11 protein-coding genes are annotated in these 17607 nt (G+C 69.9%); 6 read left to right on the forward strand and 5 right to left on the reverse strand.

Going from position 1 to position 17607, the window contains the following annotated elements; genetic code table 11:
• From FHU39_RS03725 to FHU39_RS03735, 3 genes are all read left to right on the forward strand, one after another.
• On the forward strand, window positions 1-1422 hold the full coding sequence (locus FHU39_RS03725) for a wax ester/triacylglycerol synthase family O-acyltransferase (RefSeq protein WP_183319090.1): 1422 nt from the start codon (window positions 1-3) through the stop codon (window positions 1420-1422).
• Window positions 1419-1841, forward strand: coding sequence for a DUF6912 family protein (locus tag FHU39_RS03730; RefSeq protein WP_183319093.1), 423 nt, complete (start codon window positions 1419-1421; stop codon window positions 1839-1841). Before FHU39_RS03725 ends, FHU39_RS03730 begins: the two co-directional genes overlap by 4 nt.
• A 110-nt stretch (window positions 1842-1951) precedes the next feature.
• The gene (locus FHU39_RS03735; RefSeq protein WP_183320871.1) at window positions 1952-7438 is read left to right on the forward strand and encodes an ATP-binding protein; all 5487 of its coding nucleotides are present in this window, start codon (window positions 1952-1954) and stop codon (window positions 7436-7438) included.
• 12 nt (window positions 7439-7450) lie between these two features.
• Here the strand turns inward: FHU39_RS03735 and FHU39_RS03740 are convergent, their stop codons facing one another.
• Together FHU39_RS03740 and FHU39_RS03745 are read right to left on the reverse strand one after the other, a co-directional pair.
• On the reverse strand, window positions 7451-7942 hold the full coding sequence (locus FHU39_RS03740) for a DUF2505 domain-containing protein (RefSeq protein WP_183319094.1): 492 nt from the start codon (window positions 7940-7942) through the stop codon (window positions 7451-7453).
• Between the two features lie 10 nt (window positions 7943-7952).
• Entirely contained in the window at window positions 7953-8537 is a 585-nt protein-coding gene (locus FHU39_RS03745) for a hypothetical protein (protein WP_183319096.1), read from the reverse strand.
• Between the two features lie 210 nt (window positions 8538-8747).
• On the opposite strand from FHU39_RS03745, the gene FHU39_RS03750 reads away from it, so the two are divergent.
• A complete protein-coding gene (locus FHU39_RS03750; RefSeq protein ID WP_246336155.1) occupies window positions 8748-13574 on the forward strand; it encodes an NAD-glutamate dehydrogenase in 4827 nt (1608 codons plus the stop codon).
• 28 nt (window positions 13575-13602) lie between these two features.
• Window positions 13603-15075, forward strand: a complete 1473-nt coding sequence (locus FHU39_RS03755; protein ID WP_246336156.1) for a sensor histidine kinase — start codon at window positions 13603-13605, stop codon at window positions 15073-15075.
• Here FHU39_RS03755 and FHU39_RS03760 read toward each other — a convergent pair.
• Window positions 15072-15320, reverse strand: coding sequence for a WhiB family transcriptional regulator (locus FHU39_RS03760; protein ID WP_123270792.1), 249 nt, complete (start codon window positions 15318-15320; stop codon window positions 15072-15074). The two genes, FHU39_RS03755 and FHU39_RS03760, sit on opposite strands and share 4 nt — an antisense overlap.
• Window positions 15321-15638: 318 nt before the next feature.
• On the opposite strand from FHU39_RS03760, the gene FHU39_RS03765 reads away from it, so the two are divergent.
• Window positions 15639-16016 carry a hypothetical protein gene (locus tag FHU39_RS03765; protein ID WP_183319102.1) on the forward strand — a complete coding sequence of 126 codons (378 nt, stop codon included), beginning with the start codon at window positions 15639-15641 and terminating at the stop codon, window positions 16014-16016.
• 1 nt (window position 16017) lies between these two features.
• On the opposite strand, the gene FHU39_RS03770 is transcribed toward FHU39_RS03765, so the two are convergent.
• Together FHU39_RS03770 and FHU39_RS03775 are read right to left on the reverse strand one after the other, a co-directional pair.
• A complete protein-coding gene (locus FHU39_RS03770) occupies window positions 16018-16776 on the reverse strand; it encodes a hypothetical protein (protein ID WP_183319104.1) in 759 nt (252 codons plus the stop codon).
• Entirely contained in the window at window positions 16773-17606 is an 834-nt protein-coding gene (locus FHU39_RS03775; RefSeq protein ID WP_183319106.1) for a hypothetical protein, read from the reverse strand. Before FHU39_RS03775 ends, FHU39_RS03770 begins: the two co-directional genes overlap by 4 nt.
• Window position 17607 lies beyond the last annotated feature (1 nt).

The following is a 17607-nucleotide window of genomic DNA, read 5'->3' on the forward strand; positions in this document are numbered from 1 at the left end:
GTGGCCGACCGACTGAGCGCACTGGACGCGTCCTTCTTCTACCTGCAGGACCGTTCGACGCCGATGCACGTGGGATCGGTGATGCTGTTCGACCCGCCCGAGGGCGGCTTCGAGTACGAGCACCTCGTCAGCCTGGTGAGCAACCGGATCGCCTTCGTGCCGCGCTACCGGCAGCGGGTGCGTCAACTGCCGGGCCGGCTGCTCCCGCCGGTGTGGGTCGACGACGAACACTTCGACGTCAGCTACCACGTGCGACGCTCGGCGCTGCCCAAACCCGGCACGCCGACCCAGTTGGAGGAGTTCGTCGGCCGGATCCAGGCTCGTCCGCTCGACCTGCAGCGGCCGCTGTGGGAGCTGTACCTCGTCGAGGGCCTGGAGGGTGGACGCGTCGCGATCGTCACCAAGACGCACATCGCGCTGGTCGACGGCATCCACGCGATCGACATCGGCCAGATCATCGTCGACCCGGACGCGACACGAGAGCACCCGATCCCGCAGACCTGGCGCGCGCGGCGCCCACCCAGTGGCCTGGAACTCCTGCTCGGCGCCGCAGGGGACGTCGCGCGCAATCCGCTGACGGCCGCCCACCTGGTGCGCAACGGCGTGCAGGGCACGGTCGGCGAGGTGCACCGGCTGGCCCGGCGCGGCGCGTCCGGTGCCGCATCGGCGGCGGGAGTGCTCGCGCGGGTGGCCACCCACCCAGCACCGGACAGCCCGCTGAACCGCGCGGTGAGCGTGCACCGCCGGTTCATGATGGTCTCCAGCGCGCTGGACGACTACCGGCGGATCCGAGCACAGTGCCCCGAGACGGTCACCGTGCACGACGTGGTGCTCGCGACCATCACCGGCGCGCTGCGCGGGTGGCTGCTGGCCCGCGGCGAGGTGGTCGCCGCCACCGAGAACGTCCGGGCGCTGGTCCCACTCAGCGTCGAGCCCGAGGGCGTCGCGGCGCAACTCGGCGAAGAGGTGTCACCGATGTTCGTCGACCTGCCGGTTGGCGAGGCGCGCCCGATGATGCGGCTGCACCAGATCTCCTACGCGACCGCCGCCCAGCTGGACGGGGGCGGCGCGATCGACGCGACGTCGATCGCCGGCCTGGCCGGCTTCGCGCCGCCGACCCTGCACTCGCTGGGCGCGAGACTGGGCAACGCCATGTCGCGGCGGGTGTTCAACCTGGTGGTCACCAACGTGCCCGGGCCGCAACGCGTGCTGTATGCCGGGGACGCGCCGATGGCCGAGACCTACCCGGTGATCCCGTTGCCCAAGGGCCAGACGCTGTCGATCGGCCTCACGTCGTACAACGGGCGCGTTGACTACGGTCTCAACGCCGACCGCGACGCGATGCCGGACCTGGAGCTGTTCGGGCAGTGCCTGCACGACGCGCTCGCCGAACTACTCGACGAAACGGAGACACGGGCATGACTCGCCGGATCAGGACCTACCTACCGGTCGACACGGCCGAGTTGCGCGCGCTGGAGCAGACGCGCGAACTCCCCGCCGGGACCCGGACGGTGTTCGCCGTCACCGACCGGTTGCGGGCGTCGGCTCCCACGGAGGACACCGAGGGACTCGAATACCTCGCCACCCAGGACGCGGCCACCGAGGCCGCTGCCCGCGGACTGCGGGTGGTGGCGGCGGTCGACCTGGACGACGAGGACCTGACGGATCTGCCGGATGCCGAATCCGCTTGCGCAGTGCGGATTTCCGGTGCGCTTCCGCAACAGCACATCGCCAGCTTCCATCTGCTGGACCCACCGGGTGAGCGTGACGTGGACGCCGACCTCGAGCTGTCCTGGTACGACGCCACCGAGCTGGCGCTGGTGCTGCACACGATCGACTGAGGTCGACGAGCGGCCGTGGTCGCGCACCAATTTCAATCAATTGGGTGGGGGACTGTGGAGTAACCCGCCAAAGATGGCAAAGTCGCACTGTGCAATCCGTCCCCCGAACCATGAACCGCATCGCCATCGTCAACCGTGGAGAGGCCGCGATGCGCCTCGTCCACGCGGTGCGAGACGTCAACGCCCGGCGTGCCCTCGCAGGAGACGCGCAACAACTGCGGACCATCGCGCTCCACACCGACGTGGATGCCGACGCCGCCTTCGTCCGTGAGGCCGACGAGGCACACCTGCTGGGTGCCGCCGCAGACCGTCCCTACCTCGACCTGGCGGCGCTGGAGCGCGCGCTCACCGAGACCCGCGCCGACGCATGCTGGGTCGGCTGGGGATTCGTCGCGGAGGATCCGGCGTTCGCCGAGTTGTGCGAGTCGCTGGGGGTCGTCTTCATCGGTCCGTCGGCGGAGGCGATGCGCCGCCTGGGCGACAAGATCGGCTCCAAGCTGATCGCCGAAGAGGTCGGCGTGCCGGTCGCCCCGTGGAGCCGCGGCGGGGTCGACACCCTGCAGGACGCCCTCGACGCCGCCGAACGCATCGGCTACCCGCTGATGCTCAAGGCCACGGCGGGTGGCGGCGGGCGCGGCATACGCAAGGTCTCCGGCCCCGGCGACCTCGAGGACGCCTACCAGCGCACCCGCGACGAGGCCGAGCGGGCCTTCGGGTCCGGGGTGGTCTTCCTGGAGAAGCTCGTCACCGGTGCGCGCCACGTCGAGGTCCAGGTCATCGCCGACGGCCAGGGCACCGCCTGGGCGGTCGGGGTGCGTGACTGCTCGGTGCAACGCCGCAACCAGAAGATCATCGAGGAGTCCGCCTCGCCACTGCTGGACGAGCAGCAGACCGGTGAGCTGAAGGCGAGCGCCGAACGCCTGGCGCTCGCCGTCGACTACCGCGGCGCCGGCACGGTCGAGTTCCTCTACCACCCGGGCGAACGCACCTTCGCCTTCCTGGAGGTCAACACCCGTCTGCAGGTCGAGCACCCGATCACCGAAACCGTCACGGGGCTGGACCTGGTCGCGCTGCAGTTGCAGGTCGCCGCCGGGCAGCCGCTCGCGGGGGAGCGTCCGGCCGAGCGCGGCCACGCCGTCGAGGCCCGGTTGAACGCCGAGGACCCGGACCGCGACTTCGCACCCGCCCCCGGCCGGATCAGCCGGTTGGAGCTGCCCGCCGGGCCCGGCATACGCGTCGACACCGGCGTGTCCGAGGGCGACACCATCCCGGCCGACTTCGACTCGATGATCGCCAAGATCATCGCCCACGGCGCCGACCGGGACGAGGCGCTCGCGCGACTGCGCCGGGCGATGGACGAGACCACGGTCATCATCGACGGCGGCGTCAGCAACAAGAGCTTCGTGCTCGAGCTGCTCGCCCAGCCCGAGATCACCCGCGGCGAGCCCGAGTGGGCGGACACCGGCTGGATCGACCGGATGCGTTCCGCGGGCCGGCTGGCCGACCACCCGAACGCCGGCGTCGCACTCGTCGCCGCCGCCATCGAGGGGTATGCCGAGAGCGAGCGCGCCGAGATCGCCGGGTTCCTCGACACGGCATACGGCGGCCGCCCGCAGGTGCACCACGACCCCGACAGCACCACGGAGCTGAAACTGCGCGGCGAGACGTTCGCCGTGACCGTTCGCCGGGTCAGCCCGGCCGGTTACCGGGTGACCGTGACGAGCGGTGCCACGACCCGCACGGTGGGCGCGTCGCTGCACCGGTTGGACGACGTGCACAGCCGGCTCGTGGTCGACGGCGAGGCGTTCCGCGTGGTGAGCGCGTCGCACGGCCCGAGCCAGCTGATCGAGGTCAACGGCGTCACCCATCGCATCAGCCGCGACGAGGGCGGCGTGATGCGCGCACCCGCGCCGGCGCTGGTCGTCGCGACTCCGGTGGCCGTCGGCGACGAGGTTGCGGCCGGCGAGCCCGTGCTGGTGCTGGAGTCGATGAAGATGGAGACGGTGCTGCCGGCTCCGTTCAGCGGCCGCATCAAGGAGTTGCTCGTCCACGCCGGCACCCAGGTCGAGACCGGTGCCGCACTGGTCCGGTTGGAGCCCACCGGGGAAGAGGAAGAAGCCGCCGTCGAGGTCGCCGAGAGCGACCTCGGGCTGCCGACCGACGGACGCGTGCGCACCCGGGCCGAGCGCGACGCCGCCGCGATGAGCACGCTGCGCTCCGCGCTGATGGGGTATGACGTCAGCGCCCCTGACCGGCTCGCCACGCTGCACGCCTACCTGGACGAGCGGGACACCTCGGCCCCGCCGAGCGCCGACGAGCTCGCGCTGCTGGACATGTTCGCCGACTTCGCCGAACTCAGCCGCAACCGCCCGGCTCTCGAGGAGAACCACGCCGAGCTGCGGGTGCACAGCTCCCGCGAGCACTTCCGGACCTATCTGCGCACGTTGGATCTCGAGCGCGGTGACCTGCCCGAGTCGTTCCGGTGCAGGTTGTTGCGCGTGCTGCGGCACTACGGCATCGAAGCCCTGGACCGCACGCCGCAGCTGGAGGAGGCGTTGTTCCGGATCTTCCTGGCCCAGCAGGAGGTCGGCGACGTCGACGTCGCGGTCCAGCTGCTGCGGAGCTGGCTGTCGGTGCCGGCACCGACCGACACCTCGGAGGCACGTGCGCTGCTGGAACGAGTGGTGCGTGCGACGCAGCGCCGGTTCTCCGTGGTCGGCGACGTCGCCCGGTCGGTGCGGTTCGGCTGGTTCGACCAGCCGATCGTCGACGAGGAGCGGTCCAGTGTGCTCGGCGGGGTGGCCGATGAGATCCAGGCCCTGACCGACCCCGATGCCCCGGACCGTGACGCCCGGATCGGGGCGCTGACCGCCATACCGGAGCAGTTGGTGGGGTTCCTGCGTGACCGGCTCTACGCGCAGCCGAGCACCATCGAGAGCGCCTACGAGCCGATGCTCGAGGTGCTGATCCGTCGGCACTACCTGGAGTACCAGCTGCGCGACCTGCGGACCGCGCAGGGCGCCGGGCGACCCGCGGCGCGCGCCGAGTACCAGTCCGACACCCACGGCCAGACCCGGGTCGTGACGACCGTCGGCGACATCGGCCAGCTGCGCGACGGCTCGTTGTCGGCGGAGATCAGCGAACTGCTGACGACCGACCACGACAACGTCGTGGAGATCTATCTGCGCTGGCCGGACCTGCCGGAGCAGCCGGAGGCCGTCCGCGACGCGTTGCTCGACCTGTTGCCGCAGCACCCGTTCGCGCCGACCCCGCGCCGGGTGTCGTTCGCCGTGTGCCCGCCCGCACCACGGGCCGTCGACTACTTCACGTTCCGCCCGGCCGACGACGGCAGCTGGCGCGAGGACGACGTCGTGCGCGGGATGCACCCGATGGTCGGCCGCCGGCTGAACCTCTGGCGCCTGCGCGAGTTCGACGTCACCCGGCTGGAAGCACCCGAGGACGTGCTGCTGCTCGACTGTGTCGCCCGCAGCAACCCCTCGGACCGGCGGCTGGTCGCCCTGGCACAGGTCCGGCAGCTCGCCGTCGTCCGCGACGATGCGGGCAAGGTCGTCGCCCTGCCGCACGCCGAGCGTGCCGTCGAGAACTGTCTCGAGGCGATCCGGCGGGTGCGTGCCTCCCACGGGCGCGGCCGGTCGCCGCTGGACGTCAACCACGTGTGGGTGACGGTCTGGCCGCCGGTCGAGGCCGACATCGCGCACCTGGCGGCGTTGCAGTCCAAGATCACCCCGCTGACCGAGGGTGCCGGCATCGAAGAGGTGCTCGCACAGGGCCGGGTCGAGGACGCGGACGGCAACCCGGTCCCGATCGCGATCCGCTTCCACGCCACACCCGGTGCGGGTGTGTCCGCCGATGTCATCGAGCCGCCCACCGAGCCGCTGGCACCGCTGGACGACTACGCCGCCAAGGTGCTGCGCGCCCGTCGCCGCGGGCTGGTCTACCCCTACGAACTGGAGCCGTCGCTCGCCGGGAGCGGGTCGTTCGTCGAATACGACTTCGACGACGGCAACAACCTGGTGCCGGTCGACCGGCCGCGGGGGCAGAACACCGCGGGCATCGTCGTCGGCGTCGTCAGCACACCGACCGAGCTCTACCCCGAAGGGGTCACCCGCGTGGTGCTCGCCGGCGACCCGATCAAGTCGCTGGGCGCGCTCGCCGAGCCGGAGTGCAGCCGGGTGGTGGCAGCGCTCGACCTCGCCCGGCGAATGCAGGTGCCGGTCGAGTGGTTCGCGGTCTCCGCCGGTGCGCGCGTCTCCATGCGCAGCGGCAGCGAGAACCTCGACTGGGTCGCCGTCGGCCTCAAACGCATCGTGGAGTTCACCCAGGCGGGCGGTGAGATCAACATCGTCGTCGCGGGCATCAACGTCGGTGGCCAGCCCTACTGGAACGCCGAGGCCACGATGCTCATGCACACCAAGGGCATCCTGGTCATGACACCGGACAGTGCGATGGTGCTGACCGGCAAGCAGACGCTCGACTTCGCGGGCAGTGTGTCGGCCGAGGACAACTTCGGCATCGGCGGTTACGACCGGGTGATGGGCCCGAACGGCCAGGCCCAGTACTGGGTGCCCGACCTCGCGGCCGCGCTGAGTCTGTTGATGCACCACTACGAGCACACGTATGTCGTGCCGGGGGAGTCGGGGCCGCGCCGCTCGCACACCTCGGACCCGGTCGACCGGGACATCTCGACGAGTCCGCACGAGGGTGACTTCGACACCGTCGGCGACATCTTCTCCCGCGAACTCAACCCGGACCGCAAGCGCGCGTTCGACATACGCAGCGTGATGCGTGCGGTGGCCGACCAGGATCACTCGATGCTCGAGCGCTGGGCGGGTATGGCGGATGCGGAGACCGCGGTCACCGTCGACACACGCATCGGTGGGTTCCCGGTGACGCTGATCGGCATCGAGTCCAAACCCGTTGCCCGCCAAGGGTTCCCACCCACCGATGGCCCGGATACCTACACCGCGGGCACGCTCTTCCCGCGCTCGTCGAAGAAGGTCGCGCGGGCGATCAACGCGGCGTCCGGCAACCGCCCGGTCGTGGTGCTGGCCAACCTGTCCGGCTTCGACGGCTCACCGGAGTCGATGCGCAACCTGCAGCTGGAGTACGGCGCCGAGATCGGCCGGGCCATCGTCAACTTCGAGGGCCCGATCGTCTTCTGCGTCATCTCCCGCTACCACGGCGGCGCCTTCGTGGTCTTCTCCAAGCGGCTCAACCCGCAGATGACCGTGCTCGCCGTCGACGGCTCGTTCGCGTCGGTGCTGGGTGGTGCGCCGGCGGCCGCGGTGGTGTTCTCCTCCGAGGTCGCCAAGCGTGCCGCCGCGGACCCGGCGCTGGCGGAGTTGCAGCAGCGCATCGACGGTGCGCACGGTGCCGAACGCGCAGCGCTGGCGGTCGAACTCGCCGAGCTCCAGGCGAACCTGCGGTCCGCCAAGATCGCCGAGGTCGCCGCGGAGTTCGACTCCGTGCACGACATCCACCGTGCGGTGCAGGTCGGTTCGGTCGACGAGGTGGTCGCGGCCTCGGAGCTACGCCCGAAGATCGTGGCGTCGCTCGCGCGTGCCCTCGCCGGCTGAGCAGGTGGTGGGTCAGCCGGCGAGGTACTTCTGACCGGTCTCGGCCTCGATCCGCACACCGCTGGAAATGCCTGGGGCTGCGGCGGATTCGATCTTGCCGCCGAAGAGCGGGATGTTGGCGCGCAGGTCGCCCTGCACGTTCATCCCGGTGGTGTCACCGTTCGCAGTCAACTCGATGGTGCCGGTGTAACGGATCGGCAGGCCGCTGATCGACACGTCGAGGTCGGCGGTACACGAGCCGTCCTCGGCCGGCTCGCCCCACCGCTGGGTCTCGATGATCTGCAAGGTTTTTCCGACCAGGCGCGCAACGTTGTCGGGGAAGCCGTCGGTCGACATCTCCCGCTCGGTCTTCACGACGTGTCCCGATGGCTGCTCCTCCACCGACGCCGAGTAGGTCAGGGCAGCCGCCGCCGCGCACTTGGCCTCCTGGAACTTCGGGTCGAGCACCATCTGCAGCACCCGGTCCGCCGGAGCGTCGTACGTCCACTTCTCCTGGATCTTCATGGGCAGGAGACTAGTGGGAAGCTCCGGCGACCAGCGTCGTAGCGGCGGTGAGGCGCGCCGCGTGCTCGGCGCGCACCACGCGCGCGAGCACCTGGTCGGCCCCGCCGACGACGTCGTCGGCGAGCCGTCGCGCCTCGCCGCGCAGGGTGTCGGCGAGCGCCCGCAACGCTCCGGACAGCCGATCCAGCGCGTCGGCAATCTCGTTGCCACGAACCGCGATCGGCTCGCGCGGACACCCAGCGGCCGTCCGCCTGATCGTCTCGCAGATGCTGTGCAACTCGCCGGCGGCGTACTCCAGACTGGCCGGGTCCGCCGGTATGCCGCCTGCGTGGACCCGCTCCGCCAGCCGCGGGCTCGCGTGCGCGGGGCGATTCGCGGCGTGGTCCAGCAGGACCGGGTCAGGACCGGAGGACGACGGGACGCTGTGGCTGCGTATGTCGGCCAACTCGTCGTGCCAGCGCAGCAATGCCTCCGCGGAACGCTCGATCGCATCGGAGACCGCGTCGGCCGTCTCGAACTCGGCCGGATCCGCCTGGATGCTGAGCAGACGGGGCACCAGCAGTGCGACTCCTCGGGTCAGGTCGCTCGTCTGCATCCCCGGCAGACTAACGCCGCGGGCACCCATTCGCGCAAGCCGCGCCCGTGGGCTGTGCACGACATACCCGACAGCCTTCGCTCCCGGGTGTGTCCCAGGCCACCCTCGGGACTACCCTCAGCCGTGGGGCGACAACGACGTCGTTCCGAGAGTCGCGACGAGGGCCGAAGAACAACTATGTCCGTGGACACCGTTACCCGTTCAGAAATCTTGCGTGAATGCTCCAAGGAGCACGAGGGGGACGTCCCCACGTGGCTGCTGGAGCGCTACTACCGACATGTGGCCGACGACGACATCGTCGGCTACGGCCCGGACCGGCTGCGCGGCACACTGCTGTCGCACAAGGAGCTGGCCACCGACCGGGCGCCCGGCACCACGAAGGTGCGCATCTTCCACCCGACCGTCGAGTCCGATGGATGGTCCTGCCCCTACGCCATCCTGCAGATCGTCACCGACGACATGCCGTTCCTCGTCGACTCGGTGATCGCCGAGCTCAACCGGCACGACCGCGCCGTGCACGCCGTGATCCACCCGCAGCTGTTCGTGCAGCGCGACGCGGCCGGAAAGCTGGTGCAGGTCTACGACAGCGACACGCTGCCCGAGCCGGGTGCGGACGGGTTGGCGCCGGCCAGTGAGTCGTGGATGCACTTCGAGATCGACCTGGGCGTCGACGACGCCGCCGACGACGCGCTGGTCGCCGACGTGGAGCGCGTCCTCGGAGATGTGCGCAACGCGGTCGACGACTGGTCGAAGATGCACGACGAGTGCGAGCAGATCATCGCCGATCTCGACACGGAACGACCCGACTCGGTCCCGTCGAAGGCCGTCGAGCAGGCACAGGGCTTCCTGCGCTGGCTGGCCGACAACCACTTCACCTTCCTGGGCTATCGCGAGTACAACCTCGACACCGTCGACGGCGAGGACGTGCTGCGGGTCAAGACCGGGTCCGGTCTGGGCATCCTGCGCTACGACAAGCCGTCCTCGCAGTCGTTCAGCAAGCTCAGCTCCCGTGGCCGGGCGACCGCCCGCCAGCCGCGGCTGCTGACGATCACCAAGGCGAACTCGCGCGCGACGGTGCACCGCCCGTCCTTCCTGGACTACATCGGCGTCCGCACCTTCGACGCCCAGGGGAACGTGACCGGGGAGAAGCGCTTCCTCGGCCTGTTCACCTCCAGCGCCTACACCGAGTCGGTGCGCCGGGTGCCTGTCGTCCGCGAACGCGTCGCGAAAGTCCTTGCGCGCACCGGTTTCTCGCCGGACAGCCACTCGGGCAAGGACCTGCTGGAGGTGCTGGAGAACTACCCGCGCGACGAGCTCTTCCAGACCTCCAGCAAGGACCTCTACGAGATCTCGACCACGGTCCTGCGACTGCAGGAGCGCCGGCAGTCGCAGCTGTTCCCACGCGTCGACGAGTTCGGCCGGTTCGTGTCGGTGCTGGTCTACCTGCCGCGCGACCGCTACAACACCAGCGTCCGGCTGCGCATCGAGCGCCTGCTGCGCGACGCCTACCACGCCGAAGCGGTCGACTACACCACCCGCATCGCCGAGTCGACCCTGGCGCTGATCCATTTCGTGGTGCGCCTGCCGCAGGGGTCCGAGGTCCCGGAGGTGGACGAGCAGGATCTGCAGGCCAAGCTGCTGGAGAGCAGCCTGAGCTGGGACGAACGCCTGGGCGAGGTGTCGCTGGAGGAGGACGGCGAGAACGCCTCCGCACGCGTGATGAGCCTCTACGCCCGCGCCTTCCCGGAGGCGTACAAGGAGGACTTCAGCCCCCGGCAGGGCGTCGCCGACCTGCGGCGCATCGAGGCGCTGGAGTCCGACGACCACACGTTGCTGACGCTCTACCGGGACCCCGGCGCCGACGCCCGGGACCGCCGGTTCAAACTGTTCCGCCGCGACCCGGTGGTCCTCACCGACGTCCTGCCGGTGTTCACCAATCTCGGTGTCAAGGTCACCGACGAGCGGCCCTACTCGATGAAGCGCGCCGACGGCGTCGTCGTGCACATCTACGACTTCGGCCTGCGCGCCGACGGCGAGGACGTCTGGGGCACCGACGACGCGTCGACGACCGAGGTGCGTGAGCGCTTCCAGCAGGCGTTCAGCGACGCGTGGGAGGGCGACGCCGAGAGCGACGGCCTCGGCGCGCTCGTGCTGCAGGCGGGGCTGACCTCGCGGGAGGTGATGATGCTGCGTGGGATCAGCAAGTACCTGCGCCAGATCGGGTTCACCTTCAGCCAGAACTACATCGAGCAGGCGCTGCGGGCCAACGTCGACCTCGCGCGCGCCCTCGTCGACCTCTTCGACGCCCGCTTCGACCCGGCGCAGGCGGCGGACGGCCGGGAGTCGGCCGAGGCGGAGCTGGTGGCCGGCATCGAGGCGCGCCTGGACGAGGTGAGCAGCCTGGACCACGACCGCATCATCCGCACGATGATGGGTGTCATCCGGGCGACGTTGCGCACCAACGCGTTCCAGCGTGACGAGGACGGCCGCCCCAGCCAGGTGATGAGTTTCAAGATCGACTGTGCGTCGGTGCCCGGGCTGCCGAGCCCGAAGCCGAAGTTCGAGATCTGGGTCTACGGCCCGCGGGTCGAGGGCGTGCACCTGCGGTTCGGCATGGTCGCCCGAGGCGGCCTGCGGTGGAGCGACCGGCCGGAGGACTTCCGCACCGAGATCCTCGGCCTGGTCAAGGCGCAGATGGTCAAGAACGCCGTCATCGTGCCCACCGGCTCCAAGGGCGGTTTCGTCGCCAAGCGGCTGCCGGACCCGAGCGACCGCGAGGCCTGGATGGCCGAGGGCATCGCGTCATACAAGCTGTTCATCTCCGGTCTGCTCGACGTCACCGACAACCTCGTCTCCGGTGACGTCGTCCCGCCGAAGAGCGTCGTGCGCCACGACCCGGACGACACCTACCTGGTGGTCGCCGCCGACAAGGGCACGGCGACCTTCAGCGACATCGCCAACGGCGTGGCCCAGTCCTACGGGTACTGGCTCGACGACGCGTTCGCGTCCGGCGGCTCGGCCGGCTACGACCACAAGGCGATGGGCATCACCGCGCGCGGTGCGTGGGAGTCGGTCAAGCGGCACTTCCGCGAGCTCGGTGTCGACACCCAGACGCAGGAGTTCACCGTCGTCGGCGTCGGCGACATGAGCGGGGACGTCTTCGGCAACGGCATGCTGCTGTCGGAGCACATCCGGCTGGTCGCCGCGTTCGACCACCGGCACATCTTCGTCGACCCCACTCCGGTGGCCGCTACCTCGTATGCCGAACGGCGCCGGCTCTTCGACCTGCCGCGGTCCTCCTGGGGCGACTACGACACATCGCTGATCTCCGAGGGCGGCGGTGTCTACCCGCGCACGGCGAAGTCGATCACCATCACCCCGCAGATCAGGGCCGCACTGGGGCTGGCCGACGACGTCAGCAAGCTGACACCGAACGAGCTGATGCGAGCGATCCTGCTGGCGCCGGTCGACCTGTTCTGGAACGGCGGCATCGGCACCTACATCAAGGCGTCCGCCGAGACGGCCGCCGACATCGGCGACCGCGCCAATGACCAGATCCGTGTCAACGGCAACGAGCTGCGGGTCAAGGTGGTCGGTGAGGGCGGCAACCTGGGCGCCAGCCAACTGGGCCGCATCGAGGCCGCCGAGGGCGGCGTCCGCATCAACACCGACGCCATCGACAACTCCGCCGGGGTGGACACCTCCGACCACGAGGTCAACATCAAGATCCTGGTCACCGACCTGATGCGCCAGGGCCGCTTCGACCTGGAGCAGCGCAACACGTTGCTGCACTCGATGACCGACGAGATCGCCGACCAGGTGCTGCGGGACAACTACGAGCAGAACGTCCTGCTCGGCAACGCCCGGGCCCAGACACACGCGATGCTCCCGGTGCACCAGCGGCTGATCCACTGGCTGGAGCAGCGGGGCGAGCTCGACCGCGAGCTGGAGTTCCTGCCCAGCGACACCCAGATCGCCCAGCGGTCCGCTGCCGGTGACGGGCTCACCTCCCCGGAGTTCTCGGTCCTGGTCGCCTACTCGAAGCTGGCGATGAAGGCCGACCTCGCGCACTCCGACCTCACCGAGGACCCGTGGTTCGGCGACCGTCTGGCGGCATACTTCCCGGCGCCCGTCCGGCAGCAGTACTCCGCCGAGTTGACCGACCACCCGCTGCGGCGGCAGATCGTGATCAACCAGGTCGTCAACTCGATGGTCAACCGGGGCGGCATCACGTTCGCCTTCCGGGTCGCCGAGGAGACCGGGGCCGGGCCGGAGCAGATCGCCCGCGCCTTCGTGGTCGCGCGGGAGGTGTTCGGGCTCGCGGAGTTCGTCAAGCAGGTGGAGGCCCTGGACAACAAGGTCCCGACCGACGCGCAGACCACGCTCTACCTGGAGTTCCGCCGGCTGCTGGACCGGGCGACCCGCTGGCTGGTGCACAGCAGGCCGGCACGGTTGGACGTCACGAGCGAGATCGAGCGCTTCGAACCGGTGATGCGGGAACTCACCCCGAAGCTGCCGGAGCTGCTGCAGGGCTCCGAACGCGAGCGCTGGCGGTCCCGGCGTGAGGAGATGAGCGAGGGCGGTGTTCCGCCGCAGCTGACCGGCTGGGCGGCCGCCCTGCTGGACTCCTACTCGCTGCTGGACATCACCGAGCAGGCGATCAGCACCGACACACCGGTGGCCGACGTCGCAGCCGTCTACTTCATGCTCTCCGAGCGGCTCGGCATCGACCGGATCCTGTCGGCCGTCTCGCGGTTGCCGCGCGACGACCGCTGGGACGCGCTGGCCCGCGGTGCGGTCCGTGACGACCTGTATGCCGTGCTCGACTCGTTCACCGCGGCGGTCATCGCCGACACCCCGTCGGAGGAGACCGCGGAGCAGCGGCTGGACCGGTGGGCTGCGGAGAACACCGAGTCGATCAACCGTGCTCAGCAGGCACTCGTCGGTGTCGCGGAACTGGACGAGGCCGGCCTCGCCCCGCTGTCCGTCGCGCTGCGGACGCTGCGTTCGGTGGTCCGGTCGGGCTCGGCACGGTAGCCGGATATAGGTTCTCAGCATGCCGTCGATGAACGACGTGCTGAGCGAGCACACGAGGCTGGACCAGGCCGCGTGGGACTGGCTGCACCTGCTGGTGAGCGACTGGCAGCTGCTCGCCGACCTGTCCTTCGCGGACCTGGTGCTGTGGGTGCCGACCCGCGACCGCAGCTGGGTCGCCGCCGCACACGTGCGGCCGACGACCGGCGTCGGGGTCTTCGTCAACGACGTGGTCGGCGCCCGCATCGACCACACCCGGCAGCGCACGGTCGTGCAGGCGTATGACGGACCGCAGATCGTCCGGTCCCACGCGACCACCTGGCGCGACGACCTGCCGGTGCGCGAGGAGGCCATCCCGGTGGTGCGGGACGGCAAGGCCATCGCGGTCCTGACCCGGCACACCAACCTGGCGTCGATGCGCACCCCGAGCCGGCTCGAGGTCACCTATCTGGCGACCGCGGACGCGCTGGCCAGGATGATCGCCGCGGGGGAGTTCCCCAGCGCTTCGGCGGCCCCTCCGGCGAGCCGCCGCGGGCTGCCACGGGTCGGGGACGGTGTGCTGCGCCTGGACGCCGCCGGCACCGTCACCTACGCCAGCCCCAACGCCGTGTCCGCCATGCACCGCCTCGGACACGATGATCAGCTGGTCGGTGTGCGACTCGCCGCCGCACTCGGTGCGGTGCTGCCCGAGCGGGGCCCGGTCGACGAGGAGCTGATGATGGTGCTCACCGGGCGGGTCGCCTGGAGTACCGAGATCGAGTCACGCAGTGCGCACGTGAGTGCGCGGGCGATCCCGCTGTCGGAGGGCGGCCGGCGGATCGGCGCGATCGTGCTGGTCCGCGACGTCAGTGAGTTGCGGCGCCGGGAGCGTGAGCTGCTCAGCAAGGACGCGACGATCCGGGAGATCCACCACCGGGTCAAGAACAACCTGCAGACCGTGGCTGCGGTGCTGCGGTTGCAGGCGCGGCGTCTGGACGACCCGCGGGCCCGCGCCGCGCTCGCCGGGGCGGTGCGCCGGGTCGGCACCATCGCCGCCGTCCACGAGACGCTCAGCGGGGGCTGGGACGACGCACTGCCGTTCGACGAGATCGCGACCAGCGCGGTCCGATCGGCCGTGGAGATCAGCAACCGGTCCCAGGAGAGCGTCAGCGCCCGGCTGACCGGCAGCTTCGGCTCGCTGCACGCGGAGGACGCGACGGCCGTCGCGATGATCATCGCGGAGCTGGTCCAGAACGCCATCGAGCACGGCTTCGCCGAACACGGGGGAGAGGTGGTGCTCGATGCGGAGCGCCGCACCACCGAGCAGGGCGACGGGGTGCTGTCGGTCACCGTGACCGACGACGGGGCCGGTCTACCGGCGGACTTCGACCCGTCCCGGTCCGGTCTCGGAATTCAGATCGTGCAGTCGTTCGTGCAGGACCTGCGGGGCGAGATCACCTGGTCGCGGCTGGAGCCGCACGGCACGGAGGTGCGTTTCGTGGCGCGGCTGCGGGAGGAGACCTAGCCGGCCCGGCGGGCGCGGGCGTTCCGGCGCTTCAGGGCACGCCGCTCGTCCTCGGACAGGCCACCCCAGACACCGGCGTCCTGACCGGACTCCAGCGCCCACTTCAGGCAGGTGTCGATGACCTCGCAGCGACGGCACACCTGTTTGGCGTCCTCGATCTGCTGCAAGGCGGGTCCGGTGTTGCCGATGGGGAAGAACAACTCCGGGTCCTCGTCCAGGCACGCAGCGCGATCGCGCCAATCCATGTGGTTTCGCTCCTTGCTCAGCTGCACGCGCCAGGGCGCGTGCGTCAACGGTCCGTTCGGATGGTGGTGATTGCTCCGTCGGGGGTCACCCTCCGGGAGCGCTCGCGATGGGGAATCACGTCGGCCTTGCGAGCTGGTCTCACCAGTCGGCAACGCCTGTGCGCCATACGTTGTTCCCAACTTTCACAGATACGAACAACAATCCACAAGCACTTTGACCAAGAATTTCAAGTACGAAGATGAGTTATCGATCACATTGACAACGTCTGATCGGGCCCCGGTGTGCCCTCGGAGGGGCAACGTCATACCGTTCATGCCGTGACCGTGACCGACTCGACCTGGCGCTTGCCAGGTGTCCTGCTCGCCCTCCAGACCCTGGTGCTCGTGGTGCTCGCGGCGGCCCTGGTGGTGGCCGGAACGACCGGCGGCACCGACGACACCGGGCGTTCGGTGACCGAGGGGGCGACGGTCCTGGCGCTCGCGGTGTGCAGCGGTCTGCTGGCCCTCGGGTTCTGGCGACACCGCAGCGTCGCGCGGACCCCGTCCCTGTTGTGGAACGCGCTCGCGGTGATCGTCGGCATCACGGTCGCGACCTCGGGGGCGCCGTGGATCGGCGTCCTGGTGGTCGTGGTCGGGGTGGCCAGCTTCGTCGCCAGCCTGCGGGTGCCGCGCTACGAGCTGGACGACGACGAGTAGCTCACATCCGGGCGGCGAGCAGCTGGAAGATGAGCGGCATCACCTGCTGCTCCATCACCTTGTCGGAGTCGAACCCGTCACCGTCCAGCGAGAGGAACCCGTCCCACGTGATGCTCAGCTGCATGGCGGTGCGCCCGTTGCCGATGACGACGTAGTAGACGTTGTCGTCGTCGAACGCCAGGCGAAGTCGCTGGGTGTTGTAGGAGCCGTCCTTGTAGTAGATCCAGTCGTCGCTGGGCTTACCGCCGGCCTGGGTGTAGACGGTGCGGTCGCTGGCCCGCTTGCTGTCGAAGGCTGCCAGGATGGTGTTCTCGGTGCCGACGTCGTTGATCGTGATGGTGATCGTGCTGGGGTACTTCTTCGGATCGGATTCGCCGGACAGCTGCGGTGTGATGACCAGCTTGGTCGGGCCCTGCGGGTTGAACGCGATCTGGATGGCGTCCGGGAAGACCCCGAGCAGCTCCTTGATGGACAGCAGTCTGCCGGCGACGGGCCAGTCGGACTGGGCGACGCCGCCGTCCTTCACGGGCGGGTCGTAGACCGGCAGACTCTTGTCGAGCACGACCTTGCGGCCCTTGTCGTTGGCCACCACGACACCGGGGGAGTCCCACTGGCCCGGCTTCTGGGTCTTGTAGGGCTGGTGCGGCTGGGGCCCCGTCGACGTCGCGGTGGTCGCGGCGGTGCCTCCGCTGCCGCTGCCGCACGCGGCGAGCGTGCAGGCGGCAAGGACACTGGCGGTCACGAGGGCGAGGCGTTTCATGCGGATGCCTTTTCGGTATCGGTGAGCTTGGCCCCGAGCAACTGGACCAGAGCCGGGACGATCTTCTGACGGTAGAGCTTGCGGGACTTCAGATAGTCGGAGGTGAGGGTCGTGAAGCCGATGCCGCTGAACCACACCTCACCGGCGACGTCGCCCTTCTGCAGCAGCACCTTGGTGGTCGTGCCATCGGTGAACGCCGCGGACACGCCGAGCGACTTGTTGGCGTAGAAGGTGTAGAGCCCCGGGCGCTCCGCTGAGCGGTCCCGCGCCTCGGCCAGGTCCTTGGACCACTGGCTGCCGATCTGCTGCGGCAGACCGAAGCCGCGGATGTTGACCATGAGTTTGCTGCGGTCGTCGTTCGGCTCACCGGAGATCATCAGGTTGAGCGTGCATTCGGTGGACAGATGAGTGGAGCCGCCGTCGGGCAGACTGCCGGTGCGGCACTGCGACGCCTTGACCGCGGTGAGTTTCGGGAGCACCTGTTGCAGCTCGGTGCGCGTGAACACCTCGTCCGCCGACGGCCAGGTGGCGTCCATCGGCCGCTTGCCGGTGCGGTCGACGCGCACCGAGAAGTGTGTGGAGGGTGTGATCGTCTGCGCGGGGGCGCCGGGCGTCACGGCGTCGGGCGCCGCGGGCGGACTGTACGGCGTGACGCGTGTGGTCGGCGTGGCCGTCTTCGTCGATTTCGGGGCCTTGGACATGGTCCTGTCCGGTTTGGCGGCGACGCCGGAGCCGCCCGCGGCATACGCCGTGTAGGCCGGGACGGTCACGGCAACGCTCACGGCGATCGCCGCGCCCAGCGCCGTCAGTCTGCGGTTCGGCCGCGTCACG

Origin of the sequence: Flexivirga oryzae (assembly GCF_014190805.1) — a bacterium.
Taxonomy (GTDB): Bacteria; Actinomycetota; Actinomycetes; order Actinomycetales; family Dermatophilaceae; genus Flexivirga; species Flexivirga oryzae.

Coding starts and splice junctions, on each gene's coding strand:
- FHU39_RS03730 (WP_183319093.1), top strand. CDS start 1,419: ATGACTCGCCGGATCAGGACCTACCTACCGGTCGACACGGCCGAGTTG.
- FHU39_RS03735 (WP_183320871.1), top strand. CDS start 1,952: ATGAACCGCATCGCCATCGTCAACCGTGGAGAGGCCGCGATGCGCCTC.
- FHU39_RS03740 (WP_183319094.1), bottom strand. CDS start 7,942: ATGAAGATCCAGGAGAAGTGGACGTACGACGCTCCGGCGGACCGGGTG.
- FHU39_RS03745 (WP_183319096.1), bottom strand. CDS start 8,537: ATGCAGACGAGCGACCTGACCCGAGGAGTCGCACTGCTGGTGCCCCGT.
- FHU39_RS03755 (WP_246336156.1), top strand. CDS start 13,603: ATGAACGACGTGCTGAGCGAGCACACGAGGCTGGACCAGGCCGCGTGG.
- FHU39_RS03760 (WP_123270792.1), bottom strand. CDS start 15,320: ATGGATTGGCGCGATCGCGCTGCGTGCCTGGACGAGGACCCGGAGTTG.
- FHU39_RS03770 (WP_183319104.1), bottom strand. CDS start 16,776: ATGAAACGCCTCGCCCTCGTGACCGCCAGTGTCCTTGCCGCCTGCACG.